At 71.2% G+C, this 20362-nt stretch carries 22 protein-coding genes; 7 read left to right on the top strand and 15 right to left on the bottom strand.

The window, feature by feature from the left end; translation table 11 throughout:
• Window positions 1-99: 99 nt before the first annotated feature.
• The 5 genes from O7624_RS25400 (at window position 100) to mug (ending at window position 3763) form a co-directional block, all read left to right on the top strand.
• Window positions 100-1014 carry a TIGR04222 domain-containing membrane protein gene (locus O7624_RS25400; protein WP_282237522.1) on the top strand — a complete coding sequence of 305 codons (915 nt, stop codon included), beginning with the start codon at window positions 100-102 and terminating at the stop codon, window positions 1012-1014.
• A complete protein-coding gene (locus O7624_RS25395; RefSeq protein ID WP_282237521.1) occupies window positions 1011-1829 on the top strand; it encodes a DUF692 domain-containing protein in 819 nt (272 codons plus the stop codon). Before O7624_RS25400 ends, O7624_RS25395 begins: the two co-directional genes overlap by 4 nt.
• Window positions 1826-2314, top strand: coding sequence for a hypothetical protein (locus O7624_RS25390; RefSeq protein WP_282237520.1), 489 nt, complete (start codon window positions 1826-1828; stop codon window positions 2312-2314). Before O7624_RS25395 ends, O7624_RS25390 begins: the two co-directional genes overlap by 4 nt.
• A gap of 64 nt (window positions 2315-2378) precedes the next feature.
• Window positions 2379-3140, top strand: a complete 762-nt coding sequence (locus tag O7624_RS25385) for an SDR family oxidoreductase (RefSeq protein ID WP_282237519.1) — start codon at window positions 2379-2381, stop codon at window positions 3138-3140.
• A gap of 101 nt (window positions 3141-3241) precedes the next feature.
• Entirely contained in the window at window positions 3242-3763 is a 522-nt protein-coding gene (mug, locus tag O7624_RS25380; protein WP_282240761.1) for a G/U mismatch-specific DNA glycosylase, read from the top strand.
• 21 nt (window positions 3764-3784) lie between these two features.
• Here the strand turns inward: mug and O7624_RS25375 are convergent, their stop codons facing one another.
• From O7624_RS25375 to O7624_RS25360, 4 genes are all read right to left on the bottom strand, one after another.
• Window positions 3785-5761, bottom strand: coding sequence for an ABC transporter ATP-binding protein (locus O7624_RS25375; RefSeq protein WP_282240760.1), 1977 nt, complete (start codon window positions 5759-5761; stop codon window positions 3785-3787).
• A 110-nt stretch (window positions 5762-5871) separates the two neighbouring features.
• The gene (locus tag O7624_RS25370) at window positions 5872-6639 is read right to left on the bottom strand and encodes an enoyl-CoA hydratase/isomerase family protein (RefSeq protein ID WP_282237518.1); all 768 of its coding nucleotides are present in this window, start codon (window positions 6637-6639) and stop codon (window positions 5872-5874) included.
• A 58-nt stretch (window positions 6640-6697) separates the two neighbouring features.
• Complete coding sequence (locus O7624_RS25365; RefSeq protein ID WP_007072022.1) at window positions 6698-6925, bottom strand: helix-turn-helix domain-containing protein; 228 nt, start codon at window positions 6923-6925, stop codon at window positions 6698-6700.
• 146 nt (window positions 6926-7071) lie between these two features.
• Window positions 7072-8676, bottom strand: coding sequence for an ABC-F family ATP-binding cassette domain-containing protein (locus O7624_RS25360; RefSeq protein ID WP_282237517.1), 1605 nt, complete (start codon window positions 8674-8676; stop codon window positions 7072-7074).
• Window positions 8677-8907: 231 nt separating this feature from the next.
• Between O7624_RS25360 and O7624_RS25355 the strand changes: the two genes are divergently transcribed.
• On the top strand, window positions 8908-9819 hold the full coding sequence (locus O7624_RS25355; RefSeq protein ID WP_282237516.1) for a neutral zinc metallopeptidase: 912 nt from the start codon (window positions 8908-8910) through the stop codon (window positions 9817-9819).
• Window positions 9820-9897: 78 nt separating this feature from the next.
• Here O7624_RS25355 and O7624_RS25350 read toward each other — a convergent pair whose 3' ends face one another.
• From O7624_RS25350 to O7624_RS25305, 10 genes are all read right to left on the bottom strand, one after another.
• A complete protein-coding gene (locus O7624_RS25350) occupies window positions 9898-10560 on the bottom strand; it encodes an acVLRF1 family peptidyl-tRNA hydrolase (RefSeq protein WP_282237515.1) in 663 nt (220 codons plus the stop codon).
• Between the two features lie 30 nt (window positions 10561-10590).
• The gene (locus tag O7624_RS25345) at window positions 10591-11262 is read right to left on the bottom strand and encodes a LysE family transporter (RefSeq protein ID WP_282237514.1); all 672 of its coding nucleotides are present in this window, start codon (window positions 11260-11262) and stop codon (window positions 10591-10593) included.
• Between the two features lie 312 nt (window positions 11263-11574).
• Window positions 11575-11994 (bottom strand): metal-sulfur cluster assembly factor, encoded by a 420-nt coding sequence (locus O7624_RS25340; protein ID WP_282237513.1) that lies wholly within the window; start codon window positions 11992-11994, stop codon window positions 11575-11577.
• Entirely contained in the window at window positions 11991-12467 is a 477-nt protein-coding gene (gene sufU, locus O7624_RS25335) for a Fe-S cluster assembly sulfur transfer protein SufU (protein ID WP_093401434.1), read from the bottom strand. Before sufU ends, O7624_RS25340 begins: the two co-directional genes overlap by 4 nt.
• Entirely contained in the window at window positions 12467-13771 is a 1305-nt protein-coding gene (locus tag O7624_RS25330; protein WP_282237512.1) for a cysteine desulfurase, read from the bottom strand. The genes sufU and O7624_RS25330 overlap by 1 nt, the downstream gene beginning before the upstream one ends.
• Before the next feature lie 27 nt (window positions 13772-13798).
• Window positions 13799-14572 (bottom strand): Fe-S cluster assembly ATPase SufC, encoded by a 774-nt coding sequence (gene sufC, locus O7624_RS25325; RefSeq protein ID WP_093401436.1) that lies wholly within the window; start codon window positions 14570-14572, stop codon window positions 13799-13801.
• Window positions 14572-14898, bottom strand: coding sequence for a non-heme iron oxygenase ferredoxin subunit (locus O7624_RS25320; protein WP_093401437.1), 327 nt, complete (start codon window positions 14896-14898; stop codon window positions 14572-14574). The genes sufC and O7624_RS25320 overlap by 1 nt, the downstream gene beginning before the upstream one ends.
• Complete coding sequence (gene sufD, locus O7624_RS25315) at window positions 14898-16040, bottom strand: Fe-S cluster assembly protein SufD (RefSeq protein ID WP_282237511.1); 1143 nt, start codon at window positions 16038-16040, stop codon at window positions 14898-14900. The genes O7624_RS25320 and sufD overlap by 1 nt, the downstream gene beginning before the upstream one ends.
• Before the next feature lie 56 nt (window positions 16041-16096).
• Window positions 16097-17527: a Fe-S cluster assembly protein SufB gene (gene sufB, locus O7624_RS25310; protein WP_093401439.1), complete on the bottom strand. Its 1431-nt coding sequence runs from the start codon at window positions 17525-17527 to the stop codon at window positions 16097-16099.
• Window positions 17524-18261: an HTH domain-containing protein gene (locus O7624_RS25305; RefSeq protein WP_282240759.1), complete on the bottom strand. Its 738-nt coding sequence runs from the start codon at window positions 18259-18261 to the stop codon at window positions 17524-17526. Before O7624_RS25305 ends, sufB begins: the two co-directional genes overlap by 4 nt.
• A 178-nt stretch (window positions 18262-18439) precedes the next feature.
• Here O7624_RS25305 and O7624_RS25300 point away from each other — a divergent pair, with 178 nt between their 5' ends.
• Window positions 18440-19393, top strand: coding sequence for a COX15/CtaA family protein (locus tag O7624_RS25300; RefSeq protein ID WP_282237510.1), 954 nt, complete (start codon window positions 18440-18442; stop codon window positions 19391-19393).
• A 39-nt stretch (window positions 19394-19432) separates the two neighbouring features.
• Here the strand turns inward: O7624_RS25300 and O7624_RS25295 are convergent, their stop codons facing one another.
• Window positions 19433-20362, bottom strand: a complete 930-nt coding sequence (locus O7624_RS25295) for a hypothetical protein (protein ID WP_282237509.1) — start codon at window positions 20360-20362, stop codon at window positions 19433-19435.

The following is a 20362-nucleotide window of genomic DNA, read 5'->3' as shown; positions in this document are numbered from 1 at the left end:
GTCAGGTAACGAGAAGATAACTCGACCGTACGGGCAGCCGGATGCTGGCATCGCCGCTCCACAATGAAGCCGCGTTCCCTCGCGTGACAGGAGCAGGCCATGACGGGTTTCGCGGTCGATTACGACACCTGGGGAGTTCCCGGTCCCACCTTCATCACGCTCTACCTGGTGGCTGCGGTGCTCGCCGTCACCGTCGTGCTGATCCGCCGCCGGGCGCTGCTGGGCGGGCGTGCCGCTCCCCCCGCCGACCAGCTGAACCCGCAGCAGGTCGCCTACCTCAACGGCGGCGATGACTTCGCCGTCTGGACCTCGCTCGGCGCGTTGCGCAGCCAGGGCGCGATCGGCGTGGACCCGGACCGCCGGCTGACCGCCGACGGTCCGCTGCCGCCCGCCGCCACCCCACTCGACCGGGCCATCCACTACGCCGCGACGCAGCGCACCCTGGCCCGGGAGCTACGGCGCACCGAGTGGGTCGAGCGGGCCCTCACCGAACTGCGTGACGGCCTCGACCAGCGCGGTCTCGCGATCGGTCCGGACCGGCGGGCCGCCCTGCGGCACGGTCCGCTGCTGCTGGTCGCACTCCTGGTGCTCGGTGTCGCCCGAATCGTCGCCGGGCTCGCCAACGACCGCCCGGTCTGGTATCTGGTGCTCACCGTCGTCGCGCTCGGCGTACTGACCGCTGTGCTGCTCGTCCGGGTGCCCCGCCGAACCCGGGCAGCCGAGGCCGCCCTGCGGACACTGCGCCAGCGCAACCGGCACCTCGCGCCCACCGCGAACCCGGCGTACGCCACCTATGGAGCGGCGGGAGCCGCCATGGCGGTGGCCCTCTACGGCACCGCGTCACTCTGGGCACTAGATCCGACCTTCGCCCAGCAGGCCGAGATCCAACGCCAAGCCGTGGCCGGCGGCGCGACGTCCACCGGCGGGTGTGGCGGCGGCGGTGCCGCGGGCGGCGGAGGCTGCGGTGGCGGCAGTTGCGGCGGCGGGGGCTGCGGCGGCGGGTGCGGCGGATGAACACCCCGCATGGCGTGGGGATCGGCTGGCGCCCGGAAATAGCCGGCTTCGTCGCCGAGCTGCCCGGCCTGCGCTTCGTCGAGGTGATCGCCGAGTCGGTACCGACCGCCGGACCGCCACCGGACGACCTGATCGAGCTGCGGGACCGCGGCGTCACCGTGGTGCCGCACGGCGTGCGACTCTCCCTCGGCGGCGCGGAACCGGTCGATCCGACCCGGGTCGCCCACCTGGCGGCCGTCGCGCAGCAGCTGGCGGCGCCCCTGGTCAGTGAGCACATCGCCTTCGTCCGGGCCGGCGGCCTGGAGGCCGGCCACCTGCTACCCCTGCCCCGCAGCCACGAAGCGGTCGACGCGATCTGCGCCAACATCACCCGCGCCCAGGCGGACCTGCCGGTGCCGATCGCGCTGGAACCGATCGCCGCCCTGTTCGACTGGCCGGACGACGAACTCGACGAGGCGGCGTTTCTCAACGAGATCCTGGACCGCACCGGAGCACTGCTGCTGCTCGACGTCGCCAACGTGTATGCCAACGCCCGCAACCGCGGCACCGACCCGCTAGCGCTGCTGGACCGGCTGCCGCTGGAACGGGTGGCGTACGTGCACGTCGCGGGCGGTACCGAGGGTGGCGGCTTCTACCACGACACGCACACCGATCCGATCGGGCGGGAGGTGTTGGAGCTGCTCGCCGAGTTGTGCGCCCGGCACCGCCCACCGGCGGCCCTGCTGGAACGCGACGGGCACTACCCACCGGCGGCCGAGCTGCGCACCGAACTGGACGCCGTCGCCGCCGCCTGCGGCTTTCCGGAGGTGACGTGACGCCGGCCGGGGCGGGGCCCGCCGGCCCGGCCGGAAGGCCGGTCGGATCGCTCGCCTCGCGGCAGGCGGAACTGGTCGCGGCCCTGGTGGCCGGCGATCCGCCGCCACCCGGCTTCGCGCCCGGCCCGTTGGCCGCCGCCCGTGCCGCGTTGCTGCGCAAGCGGGCCGGCGAGGTCGCCCGGCACTGGCCGCTGCTCGCCGCCGGGCTCGGCCCCACCTGGCCGACGGTGTTCGTCGAATGGGCGGCCGACCGACCCACCGGCGGCGGGTTGCGCGACGGCTGGGACCTGGCCCGTGCACTGCACGCCCGCGCCGCCCTGCCGGCACTCGGCGCCGAGGAACTGGCCGTCCGCGAGGCGCAGTTCCGCTACGACGGGCAAAGGGCACCGCGTCGCCGCCGCTCACCCGCCCTCGGCCGGGTCGGCGCCGTGCTCGCCCTTCAGGTCGCCGGCCGGGTACGCCTGCTGCGCCCGGCCCGCCCCTGAACCTGACCCACGACACGGGACCGGGGCTGTTTCCGGCCCACCGGGCTGGGGCAGGATCGTCGCCATGGATCTCGGACTTACCGATCGGGTGTACGTGCTCACCGGTGCCTCCCGTGGGCTTGGTTACGCCACCGCACAGTGCCTGGTGGCCGATGGCGCCCGGGTGGTGCTCTCCGCCCGGCACGCCGACGCGGTGGAGGCCGCCGTGGCCAGTCTCGGCGGCCCCGACCGGGCCGTCGGCGTCACCGCCGACCTGGCGGACCCGACGACCCCCGAACGCCTGCTGACCACCGCACAGCACCACTTCGGCCGCATCGACGGCGCCCTGGTCTCCGTCGGCGGACCGCCCGCCGGCAGTGCCGCGTCGGTCGACGACGAGCAGTGGCGGCAGTCCTTCGAGACGGTCTTCCTCGGTAGCGTCCGCACCGTACGAACGGTCGCCGCCGCGATGCCCGACGGTGGCGCCATCGCGCTGGTGCTCTCCACCTCGGCGCGCGGCCCGGTACCCGGACTGGGCATCTCCAACGGCCTGCGGCCGGGTCTGGCCGGCGTTGCCAAGGATGTCGCCGACGAGTACGGCCCCCGGGGCGTACGGGTGGTCGGGCTGCTGCCGGGACGGATCCTGACCGACCGCAACCGGGAACTCTTCGCTGCCTCCGGCGACCCGGAACGGGCCCGGACCGAGGTGGAGGCCGCCATCCCGCTGCGCCGCATCGGTGACCCCGCAGAATTCGGTCGGGTCGCCGCCTTCGTGCTCTCCCCCGCGGCCAGCTACCTCACCGGCGTCACCGTTCCGGTCGACGGCGGCGCGCTGCGCGGCCTGTGACCACCGGACAGCCACCCCGCCGCGACCGGCGGGCCGCCCACGGCCGGCCGGGGCGGGACGAGCCCCAGCCACGCCGGTACCCACGACCGAGCCGGGAGGAGTTGGCCGCCGCAGCCGACAAGACCATCCCGGACATCATCGGCGTCGGGCTGGACGTGCTCTTCGTCGGGATCAACCCGGGGCTGTGGTCGGCCGCGACCGGTTGGCACTTCGCCCGCCCCGGCAACCGGTTCTGGCCGGCGCTGCACCGCGGTGGATTCACTCCCCGACTGCTACACCCCAGCGAGCAGGACGAACTGCCGGCCCTCGGGCTCGGGATCACCAACATGGTGGCCCGGGCCAGCGCCCGCGCCGACGAGCTGACCGCGAGCGAACTGGTCGACGGCGCACGGCAGCTCACCGACAAGGTGAGTCGGTACCGGCCGCGCTGGGTCGCGGTGGTCGGCGTGACGGCGTACCGGATCGGCTTTGCCCGACCGAAGGCGGGGTTCGGGCCGCAACCGGAGCAGTTGGCCGATGCCCGGCTGTGGGTGCTGCCCAACCCCAGCGGGCTGAACGCCCACTACACACCGCAGACCCTCGGTGCCGCCTTCGCCGAACTTCACTCGGCCGCCCTCGGGTGAGCGGCGAATGGACCAGCAGCCTCAGTTGGCGGCGGCGGGCGGCATGGCCTCGTCGGCGATGTACTCCCGGCTGGGGATGACCACCGGCTCGGGACCGGTGGCGTCGGCGTACGGCGTGGGTGAGTCCGCCACCGCGAACTGGGTGCGGTACAGCTCGGCGTAGAGACCGCCGACCGCGACCAGCTCGTCGTGGCGGCCCCGCTCCACGATGCGGCCGTCGTCGAGGACCAGGATCTGGTCGGCGTCCCGGACGGTGGAGAGCCGGTGGGCGATCACCAGGGCGGTACGCCCGGTCAACGCCACCGAGAGCGCCCGTTGCACCGCCGCCTCGCTCTCCGAATCCAGGTGCGCGGTCGCCTCGTCGAGAATCACGATCGACGGTGCCTTGAGCAGCAGCCGGGCGATGGCGATGCGCTGCTTCTCGCCACCGGAGAAGCGGTATCCACGCTCACCGACGGTCGTCTCGAGCCCGTCCGGCAGGGACCTGACCAGGTCGGCGACCTGCGCCCCGGCCAACGCCGCCCACAGCTCGTCGTCGGTGGCGTCCGGCTTCGCGTAGCGCAGATTTTCCGCGATGGTCTCGTGGAACAGGTGCGAATCCTGGGTGACCACCCCGATCTCGTCGCGCAGCGAGTCGAGCCGGGCGTCCCGGACGTCGACCCCGCCGACCAGCACCTGCCCGTCGGTCACGTCGTAGATGCGCGAGATCAGCATGGACAGGGTGGACTTGCCGGCGCCGGAGGGCCCGACCAGCGCCACCATCTGCCCCGGCTCGACGCTGAACGAGACGCCCTTGAGCACCGGTTCGTTGACCGTACGATCCAGCGCGGCGACCTCCTCCAGCGACGCGAGGGAGATCTCGGCGGCGCTCGGGTAGCGGAACCGGACGTCGCGGAACTCGACAGTCCCCGCGCCCTCGGGGATCCGCACCGCGTCGGGTCGTTCCTTGATGCCGGGTTGCAGGTCGAGCACCTCGAAGACCCGGTCGAACGAGACCAGCGCGCTCATCACATCCACCCGGACGTTGCTCAGCGCGGTGAGCGGGCCGTAGAGGCGGGTGAGCAGCAGCGCGAGGGTCACCACGGTGCCGGCACTGACCTGGCCGCTGACCGCGAGCCAGCCGCCCAGGCCGTAGGTCAGGGCCTGGGCCAGCGAGGCCACCAGCAGCATGGCCACGAAGAAGGTCCGCGAGTACATCGCGGAGGTGATGCCGATGTCGCGGACCCGTTCGGCGCGGGTGGCGAACCGGGCCGCCTCGGCGTCGGGTCGGCCGAAGAGCTTCACCAGCAAAGCGCCGGCGACGCCGAACCGCTCGGTCATCGTCGCGTTCATCTTGGCGTCGAGGTCGTACGACTCACGGGTGATCTCGGCCAGCCGCCGGCCCACCCGACGTGCCGGGATGATGAACACCGGCAGCAGCACCAGTGACAGCGCCGTGATCTGCCAGGAGAGGGTGAGCATCACCGCGGCGGTGAGGACCAACTGGATCACGTTGCTGACCACGCCCGACAGCGTCGAGGTGAACGCCCGCTGGGCACCCATCACGTCGTTGTTGAGCCGGCTGACAAGTGCGCCGGTCTGGGTCCGGGTGAAGAACTGCAACGGCATCCGCTGCACATGGTCGTAGACGCGGGTACGCAGGTCGAGGATGATGCCCTCGCCGATGCGGGCCGAATACCACCGTTGGGCCAGCGACAGGAGAGCGTCGGCGACCGCGAGCGCGGCGATGAACAGGGCCAGCCGGATCACCAGCGCCCCTGCCTCGGCGCCGCCCCGGGTGATCGCGTCGATCACGTCGCCGGCCAGCAGCGGGGTCGCCACCCCGATCACCGCGGCGACGATCACGGTGAGCAGGAAGACGACGATGTCGCGTCGATAGGGGTGGGCGAAGGCGACGATCCGGCGGGCGACACCACGCTTAAGCCGGTGCGCGGCGATGTCGTCCTGGCTGCGCATCGACCGGAGCATGCTCCAACCGCCCATGCCACCAGCGGCCATGTGGTTGGACACGCTCACCTCCGGATCAGGACGTCGTAGACCGTCGGGTCAATTCTCCCGATGACTACGACAACCACACGAGTAACCCGGATCTTCCCGAGCGGTCCTTACTATTCTCCCCGGCCGGCGAGATCCCGTAGCCGTCGCGTCTGCGCCTCCCGCTCGGCGCGCTGCTGCTCGGCGTGGGTACGCCCAGCGGCACCGGCGAGCAGCGCCTTGGTCTCGACGACGGCGTCCCGGTCGTGGGTGAGCAGCCCGGCGGTCAGGTCACGCACCGCGTCGTCAAGCTCAGCGGTCGGCACCACCAGGGTGGCCAGGCCGATCCGGTCGGCCTCGGCGGCGTCCATCCGCCGCCCGGTGGTGCAGATCTCCAGGGCGCGGGCGTAGCCGACCAACTCGACCAGGCGCTTGGTGCCGGCCAGGTCAGGAACCAGGCCCAACGTCACCTCGGCCATGGAGAACGTCGCGTTCTCGGCAAGCACCCGCAGGTCGCAGGCGAGGGCGAGTTGGAAACCGGCACCGATGGCGTGCCCCTGGACGGCGGCGATCGAGATCACGTCGGGGCGGTGCAGCCAGGTGAATCCGCCCTGGTACTCAGCGATCTTGTCGGCGCACTCCTGCTCCGACAGGGTGGTCAGCTCGGCAAAGGAGCCGGGCCCGGAGGCACCGGCGACGGCCAGGTCGAGACCGGCGGAGAAGGCACGCCCCTCGCCGCGTACCACGACCACCCGCACGTCACCGGGAAGCTCCCGGGAGAAGTCGCTCATCGCGCGCCACATCGCCGCGGTCTGCGCGTTGAGCACGTCGGGCCGGCACAGGGTGACCGTGGCGACCGGCCCGTCGCATTCCAGCCGGACCCCGGTCGCCTCGGCGGTCACCAGGCGGCCCGGGTCGCGGTGGTGGTGGCGGTGCTGCTGGACGACGCTGACGGGCGGGTCACGCCTTCTTGCGGCGCCGGGCGCCGCCGCGCTGCCGCAGCTGCACCCCGGACTCGGTGAGTACGCGGTGGATGAACCCGTACGATCGCCCGGTCGAGGCCGCGAGCGCCCGGATGCTCTCGCCCCCGGTGTACCGCTTGACGAGGTCCTTCGCGAGCGTCTGACGCTCGGCTCCGACGATCCGGCGACCCTTCTCAGTGCTGGTGGCTGTGCCAGTGGCTGCCATGCTGTGTCCTCACGTCCCAGACTGTGCGGTTCGGATACGGTCCCACCTATTAGACCGTCTCGAACGATCATGCGCCAGATATCAACTATTCGCCAACCGACACGCTATGCAATGTCAGCTTCCCGATAGGTGATGCCGCACGAGGCTCAGGCCAGCTCGACCAGTTCCAGCAGGTCGTCGCTCCAGGCGTCCTCGTCACCGTCCGGCAGCAGGATCGCCCGGTCCGGCTTGAGCGCGAGAACCGCGCCCGGGTCGTGCGTGACCAGCACGATCGCGCCGGGATAGCGGGCGATGGCGTCGAGCACCTGCTCGCGGCTGACCGGGTCGAGGTTGTTTGTCGGCTCGTCGAGTAGCAGCACGTTGGCGCCCGAGCAGACCAGGGTGGACAGGGCCAGCCGGGTCTTCTCCCCGCCGGAGAGCACGCCGGCGGGCTTGTCGACGTCCTCGCCGGAGAAGAGGAACGCCCCCAGGATCTTCCGCAGTTCGGTGTCGGTCTGCTCGACCGCCGCCGCCCGCATGTTCTCCAGCACGGTCCGTTCCACATCAAGCGTCTCGTGCTCCTGAGCGTAGTAGCCCAGTCGCAACCCGTGACCGGGGCGCACCTCGCCGGTGTCCGGCTCCAGCAGGCCGCCGAGCATCCGTAGCAGGGTGGTCTTGCCGGCACCGTTGAGCCCGAGGATGGCCACCCGGGAACCTCGGTCCACCGCCACGTTCACGTCGGTGAAGATCTCCAGCGAGCCGTACGACTTGGACAGGCCGGTCGCGGTCAGCGGGGTCTTTCCGCACGGTGCCGGTGCGGGGAAGCGCACCTTGGCCACCTTGTCGGCGACGCGGACCTCCTCCAGGCCGGACATCAGCCGTTCGGCGCGGCGGGCCATGTTCTGGGCGGCGACCGTCTTGGTGGCCTTGGCCCGCATCTTGTCGGCCTGGGCCATCAGCGCGCCGGCCTTCTTCTCGGCGTTGGCCCGCTCCCGGCGGCGGCGACGCTCGTCGGTCTCCCGCGCCTCCAGGTACGCCTTCCAGCCCAGGTTGTAGACGTCGACCACGCTACGGGTGGCGTCCAGGAACCACACCTTGTTGACCACCGACTCCAGCAGGTCGCCGTCGTGAGAGATCACGATCAGACCGCCCTTGTGGTTGGCCAGGAAACCTCGCAGCCAGGTGATCGAGTCGGCGTCGAGGTGGTTGGTGGGCTCGTCCAGCAGCAGAATCCCGCCGCCGTTCTCGCCCGCGTCCCGGAACAGGATCCGGGCCAGCTCGATCCGGCGACGCTGACCGCCGGAGAGGGTGCCGATGGTCTGCGCCAGGGCCCGATCGGGCAGCCCCAGGTTGGCGCAGATGCGGGCCGCCTCGGCCTCCGCCGCGTACCCGCCGAGCGCGGCGAACTGGTCCTCCAGCGCGCCGTAGCGGCGCACCAGTCGCTCGTCGGCATCCTCGGCCAGCTGCGCCTCCAGCTCCTTCATCCCGGCCATCAGCGCATCCAGCCCGCGGGCGGACAGCACCCGGTCGCGGCCGGTGACGTCCAGGTCACCGGTACGCGGATCCTGCGGGAGGTAGCCGACGGCGCTGCGCCGGTCGACCTGCCCGGCGTACGGCTGCCTCTCCCCGGCGAGCACCTTCAGGGTGGTGGTCTTGCCGGCGCCGTTGCGCCCGACCAGACCGATCCGGTCGCCCGGCTGCACCCGCAGCGTGGTGTCGGACAGCAGGATCCGGGCTCCGGCGCGCAGTTCCAGGCCGGTGGCAGTGATCATTTTCAGGTACTCGCTCTCGGGATCCGAAGGGCTGACTCAGGGCACACGAAAGCGCCGGCGGATCCCGGTGACCCGTCGGCGCGGGGCGTTCAGCCTTCGCAGCGCAGCACGGCGTCAAGTGTACCGGGCCCCGGCCGGCAGCCCCTGCGGATTACCGACCAAGATCGTCGGGTACCGGATCGCCGACCGGACCGGTTCCGGCCCACGAGCCACTGACTGATCGGGGTCACCATGGAGCTGAACGAGAACGCACGGATCGACACCAGCCAGGTGGAGGACCGGCGAGGCAGCGGCGGAGGCGGCGGCGGGATGGGCATCCCCATTCCGATCGGCGGCGGACGCGGCGGCATCGTCGGCATCGTCATCGCCGTGCTGGTGGCCCTCGTCGGTGGCGGCTTCGGCCTGAACGCCATGACCGGTGGCGACCAGCAGGGCGACAACGCCGCGTTGGAGCAGCGTTGCTCCGCTGAGAACGCCCTTGAGCAACTCGACTGCCGCAACACCCTCTACGTCAACTCGATCCAGGCGTACTGGCGCACCGCCCTGCCGCAGGCCCTCGGCGAGCAGTACCGCCCGACCCGCACCGTCTTCTTCAGCCAGGCCGTGAACACCGCCTGCGGTCAGGCCGACTCCGGCGTCGGCCCGTTCTACTGCCCGGCCGACTCGCTGGTCTACATCGACCTCTCCTTCTACGAGGTACTCGCCACGCAGCTGGGTGCCGAGGGTGAGTTCGCCCAGCCGTACGTGCTGGCCCACGAGTACGGCCACCACGTGCAGAACCTGCTCGGCACCAACGAGCAGGTGCGCCGCCAGCAGCAACGCGACCCGGGCAACGCCAACGACCTGTCGGTACGGCTGGAGTTGCAGGCCGACTGCTACGCGGGCGCGTGGGCGAAGAACGCCACCGGCACCGCCGACGAGAGCGGCCAGAAGATCTTCACAAGCATCACCGAGCAGGACATCGCCGAGGCCATCGACACCGCCGAGGCGATCGGTGACGACGCCATCTCCAAGCGCGCCGACCGGCCGGTCAACCCGGAGGAGTTCACCCACGGCTCGTCCGCCGACCGCAAGCGCTGGTTCAACCAGGGCTACGAGAGCGGCGACCCGGCCTCCTGCGACACGTTCAGCGGCGCGGTCTGACGAACCGGCACACTGCGGGCCCGGTCACTGGTGACCGGGCCCGCAGCCGCCCGACGCGCCCGGTCCGCCGGGCCGGTGCTAGCGGCCGGCTTCCGGCTGCGGTTCGCGGACCAGAATGCGAACCGCCCGGGCGGCGGCCACCGCGGCCAGCAGCACCGCGTGCCGGGGTTCGGGGACGTCGAGCAGGCGGTCGGCGCGCAGCGCGGCCAGCGGGGCGAGTCGACGGTCGGCCAGCACGGTGTCCACGGCCCGCCGGTCCCCACCGGCGACAAGCGCGTCCAGCCGGTCGACCGCGGGCAGCAGCAGCCGGACGGCCAACTCGACGGCGTCGGCCAGCGCCGCCTTGGTCTGGTTGTCCCGGCGGCGCGCGAAACGCTGCTGGGACCAGCCGCCGGCGGCGGTGCGCCCCTGAACGTAGCGGGTGTCCACCTTGTGCACCGGCAGCCGCTCCCCCTCGGCGATGCCCACCGCGACCGCGCCCTTGCGGACCAGCAGCAGCCCGAGCCGGCGCGGCACGGTGACCGCCGCCACGAAACCCGCCAGATCGGTGGCGGGCGACGAGCCCGGGGGCGCGTGCAGTTCGGCGGTGGCACCGTCGGGAGCGGACAGCAGCAGGCCGTACTCCTGCACGCCGACGGTGGGCGGGCCGTGCCGGTCGGCGAAACCGGCGACCCAGCGGGCGGCCCGGCCCGGATCGACCTCCACCCACCGGCCGCCCCCGGCGGCGGGTCGGCTGCTCATCACCCGACCGTACGGCACGGCCAGCTCGGGTCAGCCACCGAGGAGCAAGGCGACGGCGAGCACGGTGATGATCGCGCTGGACAGCAGGGCGGTGACCAGGCGACCGCGGTTGCTGGTGAGCACCTGCCCGATCAGCGAGCCGCCCCCGGCGATCAGCAGCTGCCAACTGGCCGAGGCGATGAACACCCCGAGGGTGAAGACCACCGCGACGGCCGTGCCGGAGCCAGCCAGGTCCGCCCGGCCGAGCACCAGGGCCGTGAAGTAGACGACGGTCGCCGGGTTGAGCAGGGTCAGCGCGAGGATCCCGACAAACGCCCGGGCCGGCGTGTCCAGTCCACGCCGCGCCAACGGTTCACCCGGCCCGGGCGAGCCGTCGTGCACCGGTGACCGCTCGGGAGAACGGCGCGTGCCAGGTGACCGCAGGGCGCGCCACGCGCCGTGGGCGGCGAGGGCGAGCAGCACCGTCGCGCCGACCAGTCGCAGCGGCCCGGCGACCGGCGCGAGCCAGCCCGCGACCACCGCGCCACCGAGCGCCGCGACACCGGCGTACAGTCCGTCGGCGGTGGCCACCCCGAGTGCGGCCCCCGCACCGACCCGGAACGAGGTCCGCGCGGTGAGCCCGAGGATGAGCACGGCGATCGCGCCGACCGGGACGGCCACGCCGTAGCCGGCGACCAGACCGGCGAGGAACGCGCCGGTCACGACGGACGCCGTGCCGAGACGCGGCCCGACGCCAGCCGCTGTCGGCGCGCGGCGGTGGCCACGGCGACAGGACTCAGCTTCATCGGGTACGCCTCACTCACCGCGTCATCCTGCGGCGATTCGCCGCACCGGCGCCACGGCTTTTCCGGGCCGGGCCGAGTTGCGGCATGTCGGTCGCAGGCAGCCCGACGCCACATTGCGGTATTCCGCAGTCGGGAGTACGGCCCCGGCCGAGAACAAGACGACGTCGGGCGCGACATCCGGTGGATGCCGCGCCCGAGGCGGAACTGTTGAGCCTGCCCGGAGGAACTGTCAGACGTTGAAGCCGAGAGAGCGGAGCTGGTCGCGGCCCTCGTCGGTGATCTTGTCGGGGCCCCACGGGGGGAGCCAGACCCAGTTGATCCGGATGTCGTCGACCAGACCACCGCCGGGCCCGGTGGTCAGCGCCTGGCGGGCCTGGTCCTCGATCACGTCGGTGAGCGGGCAGGCCGCCGAGGTCAACGTCATGTCCAGGGTGGCGACGTTCTGATCGTCGACGTGCACCCCGTACACCAGGCCGAGATCGACCACGTTGATGCCCAGCTCCGGGTCGACGACGTCCTTCATCGCCTCCTCGATGTTGGCGACGGCGGCCTTGCCGCCGGTCGGCGCGACGCTGCCGTCAGCCACCGGGCCGGTCGCCGTGCCTTCGCCGGCCGCCGAGGTCGCCTCGGTCGCAGTGTTCTCGCTCATGCCTTCACCTCCGTCGGGCTCGCGCCCACACCGGCGCGTGCCGCAGCGTCCTTGAACGCCATCCACGGCAACAGCGCGCACTTGACCCGGGCGGGATAGCGGGCGACGCCCTCGAACGCCACCCCGTCACCGAGCACGTCCTCGTCCGGCGTGACCTGACCACGACCGGACATCAGCGCCAGAAACGCCTCGTGCACCTCGAACGCCTCCGTCGCGCCCCGGCCGGTCAGCAGCTCGTGCAGCACGCTGGCGGACGCCTGGCTGATCGAACAGCCCATCCCGTCGTACGACACGTCGTGCAGCGTCGCACCGTCGGTGGCCACCCGAACGGTGATCTCGTCCCCACAGGTCGGGTTGACGTGGTGCGCCTCGCCGACCCGGTCGGCCGGGTCCTCGGCGTCGCGCAGCCCGCGACCGTGCGGGTGCTTGTAGTGGTCCAGGATGATCTCCTGGTACAGCGACTCAAGCTGCATCAGCAGAACACCTTCCGCACCTGCTCCAGGCCCGCCACCAGCGCGTCGATCTCCTCGGTCGTCGTGTAGAGGTAGAACGAGGCCCGGGTGGTGGCCGGCACCCCGAACCGGGTGCAGACCGGGCGGGCGCAGTGATGGCCCACCCGCACCTGCACGCCGAGGGAGTCGAGCACCTGACCCACGTCGTGCGGGTGCACGTCGCCGAGCGCGAACGAGATGGTGCCGCCCCGGCCCACCGGCACCTCCGGGCCGAAGATCCGCAGGCCGGGCACGGCACCCAGGGCGTCCAGCGCGTACGCGGTCAGCTGCTTCTCGTGCCACTGGATCGCCCGCATGCCGATGCCGGAGAGATAGTCCACTGCCGCGCCGAGCGCGACCGCCTCGGCGATCGGCGGAGTACCGGCCTCGAACCGGGCCGGTGGCGCGGCGTACGTGGAGCCGCCCATCGTCACCGTTTCGATCATCGAACCGCCACCGAACACCGGCGGCATCGCCGCCAGCAGCTCCATGCGGCCCCAGAGGACGCCGATCCCGGTCGGTCCGCACATCTTGTGCCCGGTGAAGACGATGAAGTCCGCGTCCAGGTCGACCACGTCGATCGGCATGTGCGGCACCGACTGCGAGCAGTCCAGCAGCAGCAGCGCCCCCACCTCACGGACCCGGGCGGTGATCCGCGAGGTGGCGTTGACGGTGCCGAGGATGTTGGACATGTGCACCAGTGAGACGATCTTCGTCCGCTCGTTGACCAGGTCGGTCAGGCCCGACTCGTCCAGCCGGCCGTTGTCGGTGACCGGGAACCAGCGCAGCGTCGCGCCGGTACGCTCGGCCAGCAACTGCCACGGGACGATGTTCGAGTGGTGCTCCATCTCGGAGATGACGATCTCGTCACCCGGCCCGAGCCGGAGCCGAGGGTCGGCGTCCGCCCGCAGCGAGGCGTTGGAGAACGCGTACGCCACGATGTTGATCGCCTCGGTGGAGTTCTTGGTGAAGACCACCTCGTCGACGCTCGGCGCGTTGACGAACGCGGCGACCTTCGCCCGGGCCCCTTCGTACGCCTCGGTCGCCTCGGTGCCGAGCGTGTGCACCGAGCGGGACACGTTCGCGTTGTGCCGGGCGTAGTGCTCGGCCAGCACGTCGAGCACCTGGCGCGGCTTGTGCGAGGTGTTGGCGCTGTCCAGGTAGACAAGCGGATGCCCGTTGACCTCCCGGTCGAGGATCGGGAAGTCGGCGCGCACCGCCGTCACGTCGTAACGGGGCACGTCGTCGTACTGCGGCATCCCCGGCGGGATCGCGATGGTGGTCATCGTCGTGACCGGTCCTTCCTTCGCAGATCAGACCCGCGCCGGACCGGCCCCGGCCGCGTACCGCTCGTAGCCGGACTCCTCAAGCTTGTCGGCCAGTTCCGGGCCGCCCTGCTCGACGATCCGACCGGCGACGAAGACGTGCACGAAGTCGGGCTTGATGTAGCGCAGGATCCGGGTGTAGTGGGTGATCAGCAGCAGGCCGGTGTCGCCGGTGTCGCGCACCCGGTTCACGCCCTCACTCACCACACGCAGCGCGTCCACGTCGAGGCCGGAGTCGGTCTCGTCGAGGATGGCCATCTTCGGCTTGAGCAGCTCCAACTGCACGATCTCGTGGCGCTTCTTCTCACCGCCGGAGAAGCCCTCGTTGACGTTGCGCTGGGCGAAGGCCGGGTCCATGTGCAACCGCTCCATGGCACCACGCAGCTCGCCGCCCCAGGTGCGCAGCTTCGGCGCTTCGCCGTCGATGGCGGTCTTGGCGGTACGCAGGAAGTTCGCCACCGACACGCCGGGCACCTCGACCGGGTACTGCATGGCGAGGAAGAGGCCGGCGCGGGCCCGCTCGTCGACGGACATCTCCAGGACGTCCTCGCCGTCCAGGGTCACCGAGCCGCCGGTGATCTCGTACTTCGGGTGGCCGGCGACCGAGTACGCCAGGGTCGACTTGCCGGAGCCGTTCGGGCCCATGATGGCGTGGGTCTCCCCCGACTTCACGGTCAGGTCGACACCGTGCAGGATCGGCTTGAGCTCACCCTCGGGCAGCTTCACCGACACCTGTAGGTCGCGGATCTCCAGGGTGCTCATTATCGGGTCACTCCATTGCTCGGCGTCAGACTGACGTAGATGTCACCGTCGCGGACTTCGACGGGGTAGACGGGTACGGGTTCGGTGGCGGGCAGCCCGGTCGGCTCGCCGGTACGCAGATCGAAACGGGAGCCGTGCAGCCAGCACTCAAGCGTGCAGCCTTCGACCTCGCCCTCGGAGAGCGCCACGGCCGCGTGCGAGCACTCGTCGAACACGGCGTAGAACTGGTCGTCCTCGCCGTGCACGAGCGCGATCTGGGTGCCGTCGACGTCCGCGCTGATCGCGGTGCCCTTCGGCACGTCCTCGCTGGCGCAGATGCGGATCATCAGGCGCCCGCCTTCGTCAGCCGCGCCTCGATAGCGTCCCCCAGCCGCTCACGCAGGGACTCCACCGGGATCTTGTTCAGCAGCTCGGCGAAGAAGCCGCGCACCACCAGCCGGCGCGCCTCGGCCTCCGGGATGCCCCGGGCCATCAGGTAGAACAACTGCTCGTCGTCGAAGCGGCCGGTGGCGCTGGCGTGACCGGCGCCGGCGATCTCGCCGGTCTCGATCTCCAGGTTCGGCACGGAGTCGGCCCGGGCACCGTCGGTGAGCAGCAGGTTCCGGTTGATCTCGTACGTGTCGGTGCCGGTCGCCTCGGCCCGGATCAGCACGTCGCCGACCCAGACGGTACGGGCGCTCTCCCCCTGCAACGCACCCCGGTAGCCGACGTAGCTGCGGCAGTCCGGCACGGTGTGGTCGACCAGCTGGCGGTGCTCCTGGTGCTGGCCGGAGTCGGCGAAGTAGAGGCCGTACAGCTCGGCCTCGCCACCGCGGTCGGTGTACTCGACAGTGGTGTACTGCCGGACCAGATCGCCACCGAGGGTGACCTGAACGTGCAGCACCCGCGCGTCGCGCCCCAACCGCACCTTGAGGTGCTGCGCCTGCACCGCGTCGTCAGCCCAGTCGGCCACGGTGACCAGTGTGAGCTTCGCCCCGTCGCCCACCGACACCTCGACGTTGTCCGCGAGGGTGGCCGAGCCGACGTGCTCCAGCACCAGGATCGCCTCGGCGAACCGGCCCACCTCGATGACCGTGTGCCCGAAGGCCAGGCCCTCGACGCCCGCACCGACCGCCCGGAGAATCGCCGGACCGCTGATCACCGCGTCCTGCGCCACCCGGACCAGCAGCGCCTGCTCCGCCCCGCCGTAGGCCAGCGCGCTGACCCGGTCGAACGGGGTGAGCACGCTGCCGACCCGTGGGTCGTCGCGGCCGACCCGCTCCACGGACACGCCCTCGGGCAGATCGGCGTACTCGTGCCGGACCGTGCCGGTGGCGGTCGGATCGTCACCGACCAGCCCGCGCAGCCGCTTGAGCGGGGTGAAACGCCACTCCTCCTCCAGGCCGGTCAGGGCCGGGAAGTCGGCGACATCGTACGAACGCAGCGCCTGCGACTTGGTGCTGGGCGGCGCGGAAGCCTGGGTAGTCATCTCGTCCTTGTTTGTGTCTATGACGACGGTGTCCGGTGCTCTGGTGGCGGCCAGGGTCAGCCGACCGCGCCCTCCATCTGCAGCTCGATCAGGCGGTTGAGCTCCAGGGCGTACTCCATGGGCAGTTCCTTGGCGATCGGCTCGATGAAGCCGCGCACGATCATCGCCATCGCCTCGTCCTCGCTCAGGCCCCGGCTCATCAGGTAGAAAAGCTGGTCCTCGCTGACCTTGGAGACGGTCGCCTCGTGCCCCATCGACACGTCGTCCTCGCGGATGTCGACGTACGGGTAGGTGTCGGAGCGGGAGATGGTGTCCACCAGCAGGGCGTCGCACTTGACCGTGCTGGCGCTGCTGTACGAGCCCTCCAGCACCTGCACCAGCCCCCGGTACGAGGTCCGGCCGCCGCCCCGGGCGATCGACTTCGACACGATGGTGCTGCTGGTGTGCGGTGCCGCGTGCACCATCTTGGCGCCGGCGTCCTGGTGCTGCCCCTCGCCGGCCATCGCCACCGAGAGCACCTCGCCCTTGGCGTGCTCGCCGGTCATGTAGACCGCCGGGTACTTCATGGTGACCTTGGAGCCGATGTTGCCGTCGATCCACTCCATGGTCGCGCCCTCGTGGCACACGGCGCGCTTGGTGACCAGGTTGTAGACGTTGTTCGACCAGTTCTGGATGGTCGTGTAACGGCACCGGGCGTTCTTCTTGACGACGATCTCCACCACCGCGCTGTGCAGCGAGTCCGAGGAGTAGATGGGCGCGGTGCAGCCCTCGACGTAGTGCACGTACGCACCCTCGTCGACGATGATCAGCGTCCGCTCGAACTGGCCCATGTTCTCGGTGTTGATCCGGAAGTACGCCTGTAGCGGGATCTCCACGTGCACACCCTTCGGCACGTAGATGAACGAGCCGCCGGACCACACGGAGGTGTTCAGCGCGGCGAACTTGTTGTCGCCGACCGGGATCACCGTGCCGAAGTACTCCTTGAACAGATCCTCGTGCTCCTTGAGGGCGGTGTCGGTGTCGAGGAAGACGACACCCTGCTCCTCCAGGTCCTCACGGATCTTGTGGTAGACCACCTCGGACTCGTACTGGGCGGCGACACCGGCGACGAGGCGCTGCTTCTCCGCCTCCGGGATGCCCAGCTTGTCGTAGGTGTTCTTGATGTCCTCGGGCAGGTCCTCCCAGCTGGCGGCCTGCTTCTCGGTGGAGCGTACGAAGTACTTGATGTTGTCGAAGTCGATCCCGGTGAGGTCGGCGCCCCAGGCCGGCATCGGCTTGCGCTCGAACAGCCGCAGGCCCTTCAGGCGCAGGTCGAGCATCCAGGCCGGCTCGTTCTTCTTGGCCGAGATGTCCCGCACCACCGCCTCGTTGAGGCCGCGCTGAGCCGAGGCTCCGGCGACGTCCGGGTCGGCCCAGCCGTACTCGTAGTTGCCCAGGGCGGCGAGCTGCTCCTCCTGGGTCAGGGGCTGGACGATCTGCTCGGTCATCTATCTGTCCTCACAGTGGTGACGGTCTTACCGGACTGGGCGTGCGGCGAACCCGGGATGTGCGTGGTGCACACCCCGTCGCCGTGCGCGATGGTGGCCAGGCGCTGCACGTGGGTACCGACCAGGCGGGAGATCACCGTGGTCTCGGCCTCGCACAGTTGGGGAAACTCGGCGGCCACGTGCGCCACCGGGCAGTGGTGCTGGCAGAGCTGGCCGCCGGAGGCGATCGTGGAGGCACTGGCAGCGTATCCCTCGGCGGTCAGCGCCGCGGCGAGAGCCTCGGCACGGGCCATCGGATCGTCGCCGGCGTCGGCCAGCGCGGCCTGACAGCGTGTCTCCAGGGCGGCCACCTGCTCGGCGGCGAAGCGCTCCACCGCCTGCGTGCCACCGGTGCGGGCGATCCAGCGCAGCGCGGCGGTGGCCATGTTGTCGTAATGGTGGGTGCCACACCGGCTGCGGGCGGCATCAGTGAGCAGGAACACCTTGGCCGGCCGGCCCCGCCCGCGGTGACCGCGTACGGTCTGCTCACGGGCCACGACGTCGCCGTCGGCGAGCATCGCGTCCAGGTGCCGGCGGATCGCCGCCGGGCTCAGCCCGAGCGCGTCGCCCAACTGCGCCGCGGTCGCGGCGCGGCGTTCCAGAAGCAGCAGGGTGACCCGGTCCCGGGTCGACGGCTCACTGGCGAGCGTGCCGGCTGGAGCCGGCTGCTCAGGCGTGACGTCGACACCTGACAGCGACCGGCCGGCGACCACAGCGGTCGTCGGCTGGTGCCCGGTGAGCGCCGCCGCCTTTTTCACAACGCCCACGTTACGTAATTCGACCAGGGCCCGCAAACGTGACCCCGGTGATCCGAACCACCGCACGGGCGGAGTCACCCGATCGGCGACAACTACGTTGCGTAGGATTCGCTTCGTGAAGCGACCCGACCGTTCCCTGGTCTCCCGCACCCTGCTGCGTCGTCTGGCGTTCGCCAACATCGTCGCGAACGCCGCGATCGTCGTCACCGGCGGGGCGGTGCGGTTGACCGCGTCCGGGTTGGGCTGCCCCACCTGGCCCCGGTGCACCGACGAGTCGTACACCACCACCGCCGAGATGGGCATGCACGGGGTGATCGAGTTCGGCAACCGCCTGCTCACCTTCGTGCTGGTGCTGATCGCGGGCGCGACCCTGCTGGCCGTGCTGGCGTACCGTCCCCGGCGTCGCGGTGCGGTGCCCCTGGCGCTGGCCGTCGTGCTCGGCATCGTGGCGCAGGCGGTGATCGGCGGGATCACCGTCCGCACCCAGTTGCATCCCTCGATCGTGGGCATTCACTTCGTGGTGTCGATGCTGCTGCTGCTCGTCGCGTACGCCCTGTGGCGTCGGGTGAGCGAGCCGGACGGCCGCAAGGTGCCGGTGGTGCCGCCGGCGCTGCGGTCCCTGACCTGGATCACCCTGGTGGCCAGCGCGGCGGTCATCGTTGTCGGGGTGGCGGTGACCGGAAGCGGCCCGCACGCGGGCGACGCGGACGCCGTCCGCAACGGCCTGGACCCGCAGACGATCTCCCAGGTCCACGCCGACCTGGTGTTCCTGCTCGTCGGCCTGACCGTGGGGCTGTGGCTGGCGCTGCGCGCGGTCGGCGCACCGGCGCGGGCCGTCCGGGCCGCGCTGACCCTGCTCCTGGTCGAGCTGGGGCAGGGGGTGATCGGCTTCGTGCAGTACTTCACAAACCTGCCGGCGCTGCTGGTCGGCCTGCACATGCTCGGCTCCTGCCTGGTCTGGCTCGCCACCCTCGCCCTGCTCTGGTCAACCCACGAACGCCACCCCACCCAACTCCCCCACCCCCAGACCCCCACCGAAACCCTGACCCCCGCCCGAGCTTCTCGTTGATCATGAGGCTAGCGGCACCTGAGAAGATCAACCTCATGATCAACGAGAAGGGGTGGGGTGGGACAGCTGGGTGAGGATGGCGTCGGCCAGGCGGTCGGGGGCGTGGTCGGCGTGGGCGAGGAAGAGTGAGGGCTCGGTCAGTTCGAGTTCCACGAGCACCGGGGCGCCGTCGGCAGCGGGGATCAGGTCGACCCGGGCGTAGAGCAGGCGCTCGGTCCCGCCGGGCACGGCCGCGAGGGCCTGCGCGGCGACGGCGAGCTGCGCCGGCTGGGCGGTGCGGGCGCTGGTCTCCTCGGCCCCGTTCAGCACGTCGTCACCCTGCTCCGGCCCGGTCAGTATCGGCCCCTTGCGGACGGCGTGGCTGAAGGCCAGCCCGGCCGGGCCGGCGAGGAAGAGCAGCGCGGTCTCACCGACGGTGTCGACCGCGCTCAGGTACGGCTGGACCATGGCCACCCGACCGGTCGCGCCGAGCCTGCGTACGTGGGCCGCCGCGAGATCCCGGTGCTCCGGGTCGGCCAGGTCGTAACGGCCGGTGCCCCGGCTGCCCGCGCTCACCGTCGGTTTGATGACGTACTCACCACCGTCGGCGGGCGGCTGCCACGGCTCGCCGGGCGACACCCAGCCGGTGGGGACGGTGGGCACACCGGCCGTGCACAACTCGTCGAGGTAGCGCTTGTCGGTGTTCCAGCGCACCACGTCGGCCGGGTTGACCAGCCGCGGCACCCGCGCCGCCCAGGCGAGAAACTCGTCCCGGCGGAACGTGTAGTCCCAGGTCGAGCGGAGCACGGCCAGGTCGTAGCCGGCCCAGTCGATTGCCGGGTCGTCCCAGACGACGGGTTCGGCGACGATCCCCCGGGCGGCCAGCGGGGCCACCACCAGACGATCGTCGTCGTGCAGGTCGGCCAGGTCGGTGCAGGTAATGAGAGCGACCCGGGGTTTCCCCCGGGTCGGCTGGTGGTGATCGGTCAA

Source organism: Verrucosispora sp. WMMD1129 (genome assembly GCF_029581255.1).
In the GTDB taxonomy this organism is placed as follows: Bacteria; Actinomycetota; Actinomycetes; order Mycobacteriales; family Micromonosporaceae; genus Micromonospora; species Micromonospora sediminimaris.
The sequence above is the reverse complement of the archived record's forward strand: the minus strand, read 5'-3'. Positions and strand labels throughout refer to the sequence as shown.

Excerpts from the sequence above, each read along its gene's own strand:
- O7624_RS25400 (WP_282237522.1), top strand. The coding sequence starts at position 100 with ATGACGGGTTTCGCGGTCGATTACGACACCTGGGGAGTTCCCGGTCCC.
- sufB (WP_093401439.1), bottom strand. The coding sequence starts at position 17,527 with ATGACCGAGCAGATCGTCCAGCCCCTGACCCAGGAGGAGCAGCTCGCC.
- O7624_RS25365 (WP_007072022.1), bottom strand. The coding sequence starts at position 6,925 with ATGGCAGCCACTGGCACAGCCACCAGCACTGAGAAGGGTCGCCGGATC.
- sufD (WP_282237511.1), bottom strand. The coding sequence starts at position 16,040 with ATGACTACCCAGGCTTCCGCGCCGCCCAGCACCAAGTCGCAGGCGCTG.
- O7624_RS25355 (WP_282237516.1), top strand. The coding sequence starts at position 8,908 with ATGGAGCTGAACGAGAACGCACGGATCGACACCAGCCAGGTGGAGGAC.
- O7624_RS25340 (WP_282237513.1), bottom strand. The coding sequence starts at position 11,994 with ATGAGCGAGAACACTGCGACCGAGGCGACCTCGGCGGCCGGCGAAGGC.
- O7624_RS25385 (WP_282237519.1), top strand. The coding sequence starts at position 2,379 with ATGGATCTCGGACTTACCGATCGGGTGTACGTGCTCACCGGTGCCTCC.
- O7624_RS25375 (WP_282240760.1), bottom strand. The coding sequence starts at position 5,761 with ATGGCCGCTGGTGGCATGGGCGGTTGGAGCATGCTCCGGTCGATGCGC.
- sufC (WP_093401436.1), bottom strand. The coding sequence starts at position 14,572 with ATGAGCACCCTGGAGATCCGCGACCTACAGGTGTCGGTGAAGCTGCCC.
- O7624_RS25320 (WP_093401437.1), bottom strand. The coding sequence starts at position 14,898 with ATGATCCGCATCTGCGCCAGCGAGGACGTGCCGAAGGGCACCGCGATC.
- O7624_RS25350 (WP_282237515.1), bottom strand. The coding sequence starts at position 10,560 with ATGAGCAGCCGACCCGCCGCCGGGGGCGGCCGGTGGGTGGAGGTCGAT.
- O7624_RS25330 (WP_282237512.1), bottom strand. The coding sequence starts at position 13,771 with ATGACCACCATCGCGATCCCGCCGGGGATGCCGCAGTACGACGACGTG.
- sufU (WP_093401434.1), bottom strand. The coding sequence starts at position 12,467 with ATGCAGCTTGAGTCGCTGTACCAGGAGATCATCCTGGACCACTACAAG.
- O7624_RS25360 (WP_282237517.1), bottom strand. The coding sequence starts at position 8,676 with ATGATCACTGCCACCGGCCTGGAACTGCGCGCCGGAGCCCGGATCCTG.
- O7624_RS25395 (WP_282237521.1), top strand. The coding sequence starts at position 1,011 with ATGAACACCCCGCATGGCGTGGGGATCGGCTGGCGCCCGGAAATAGCC.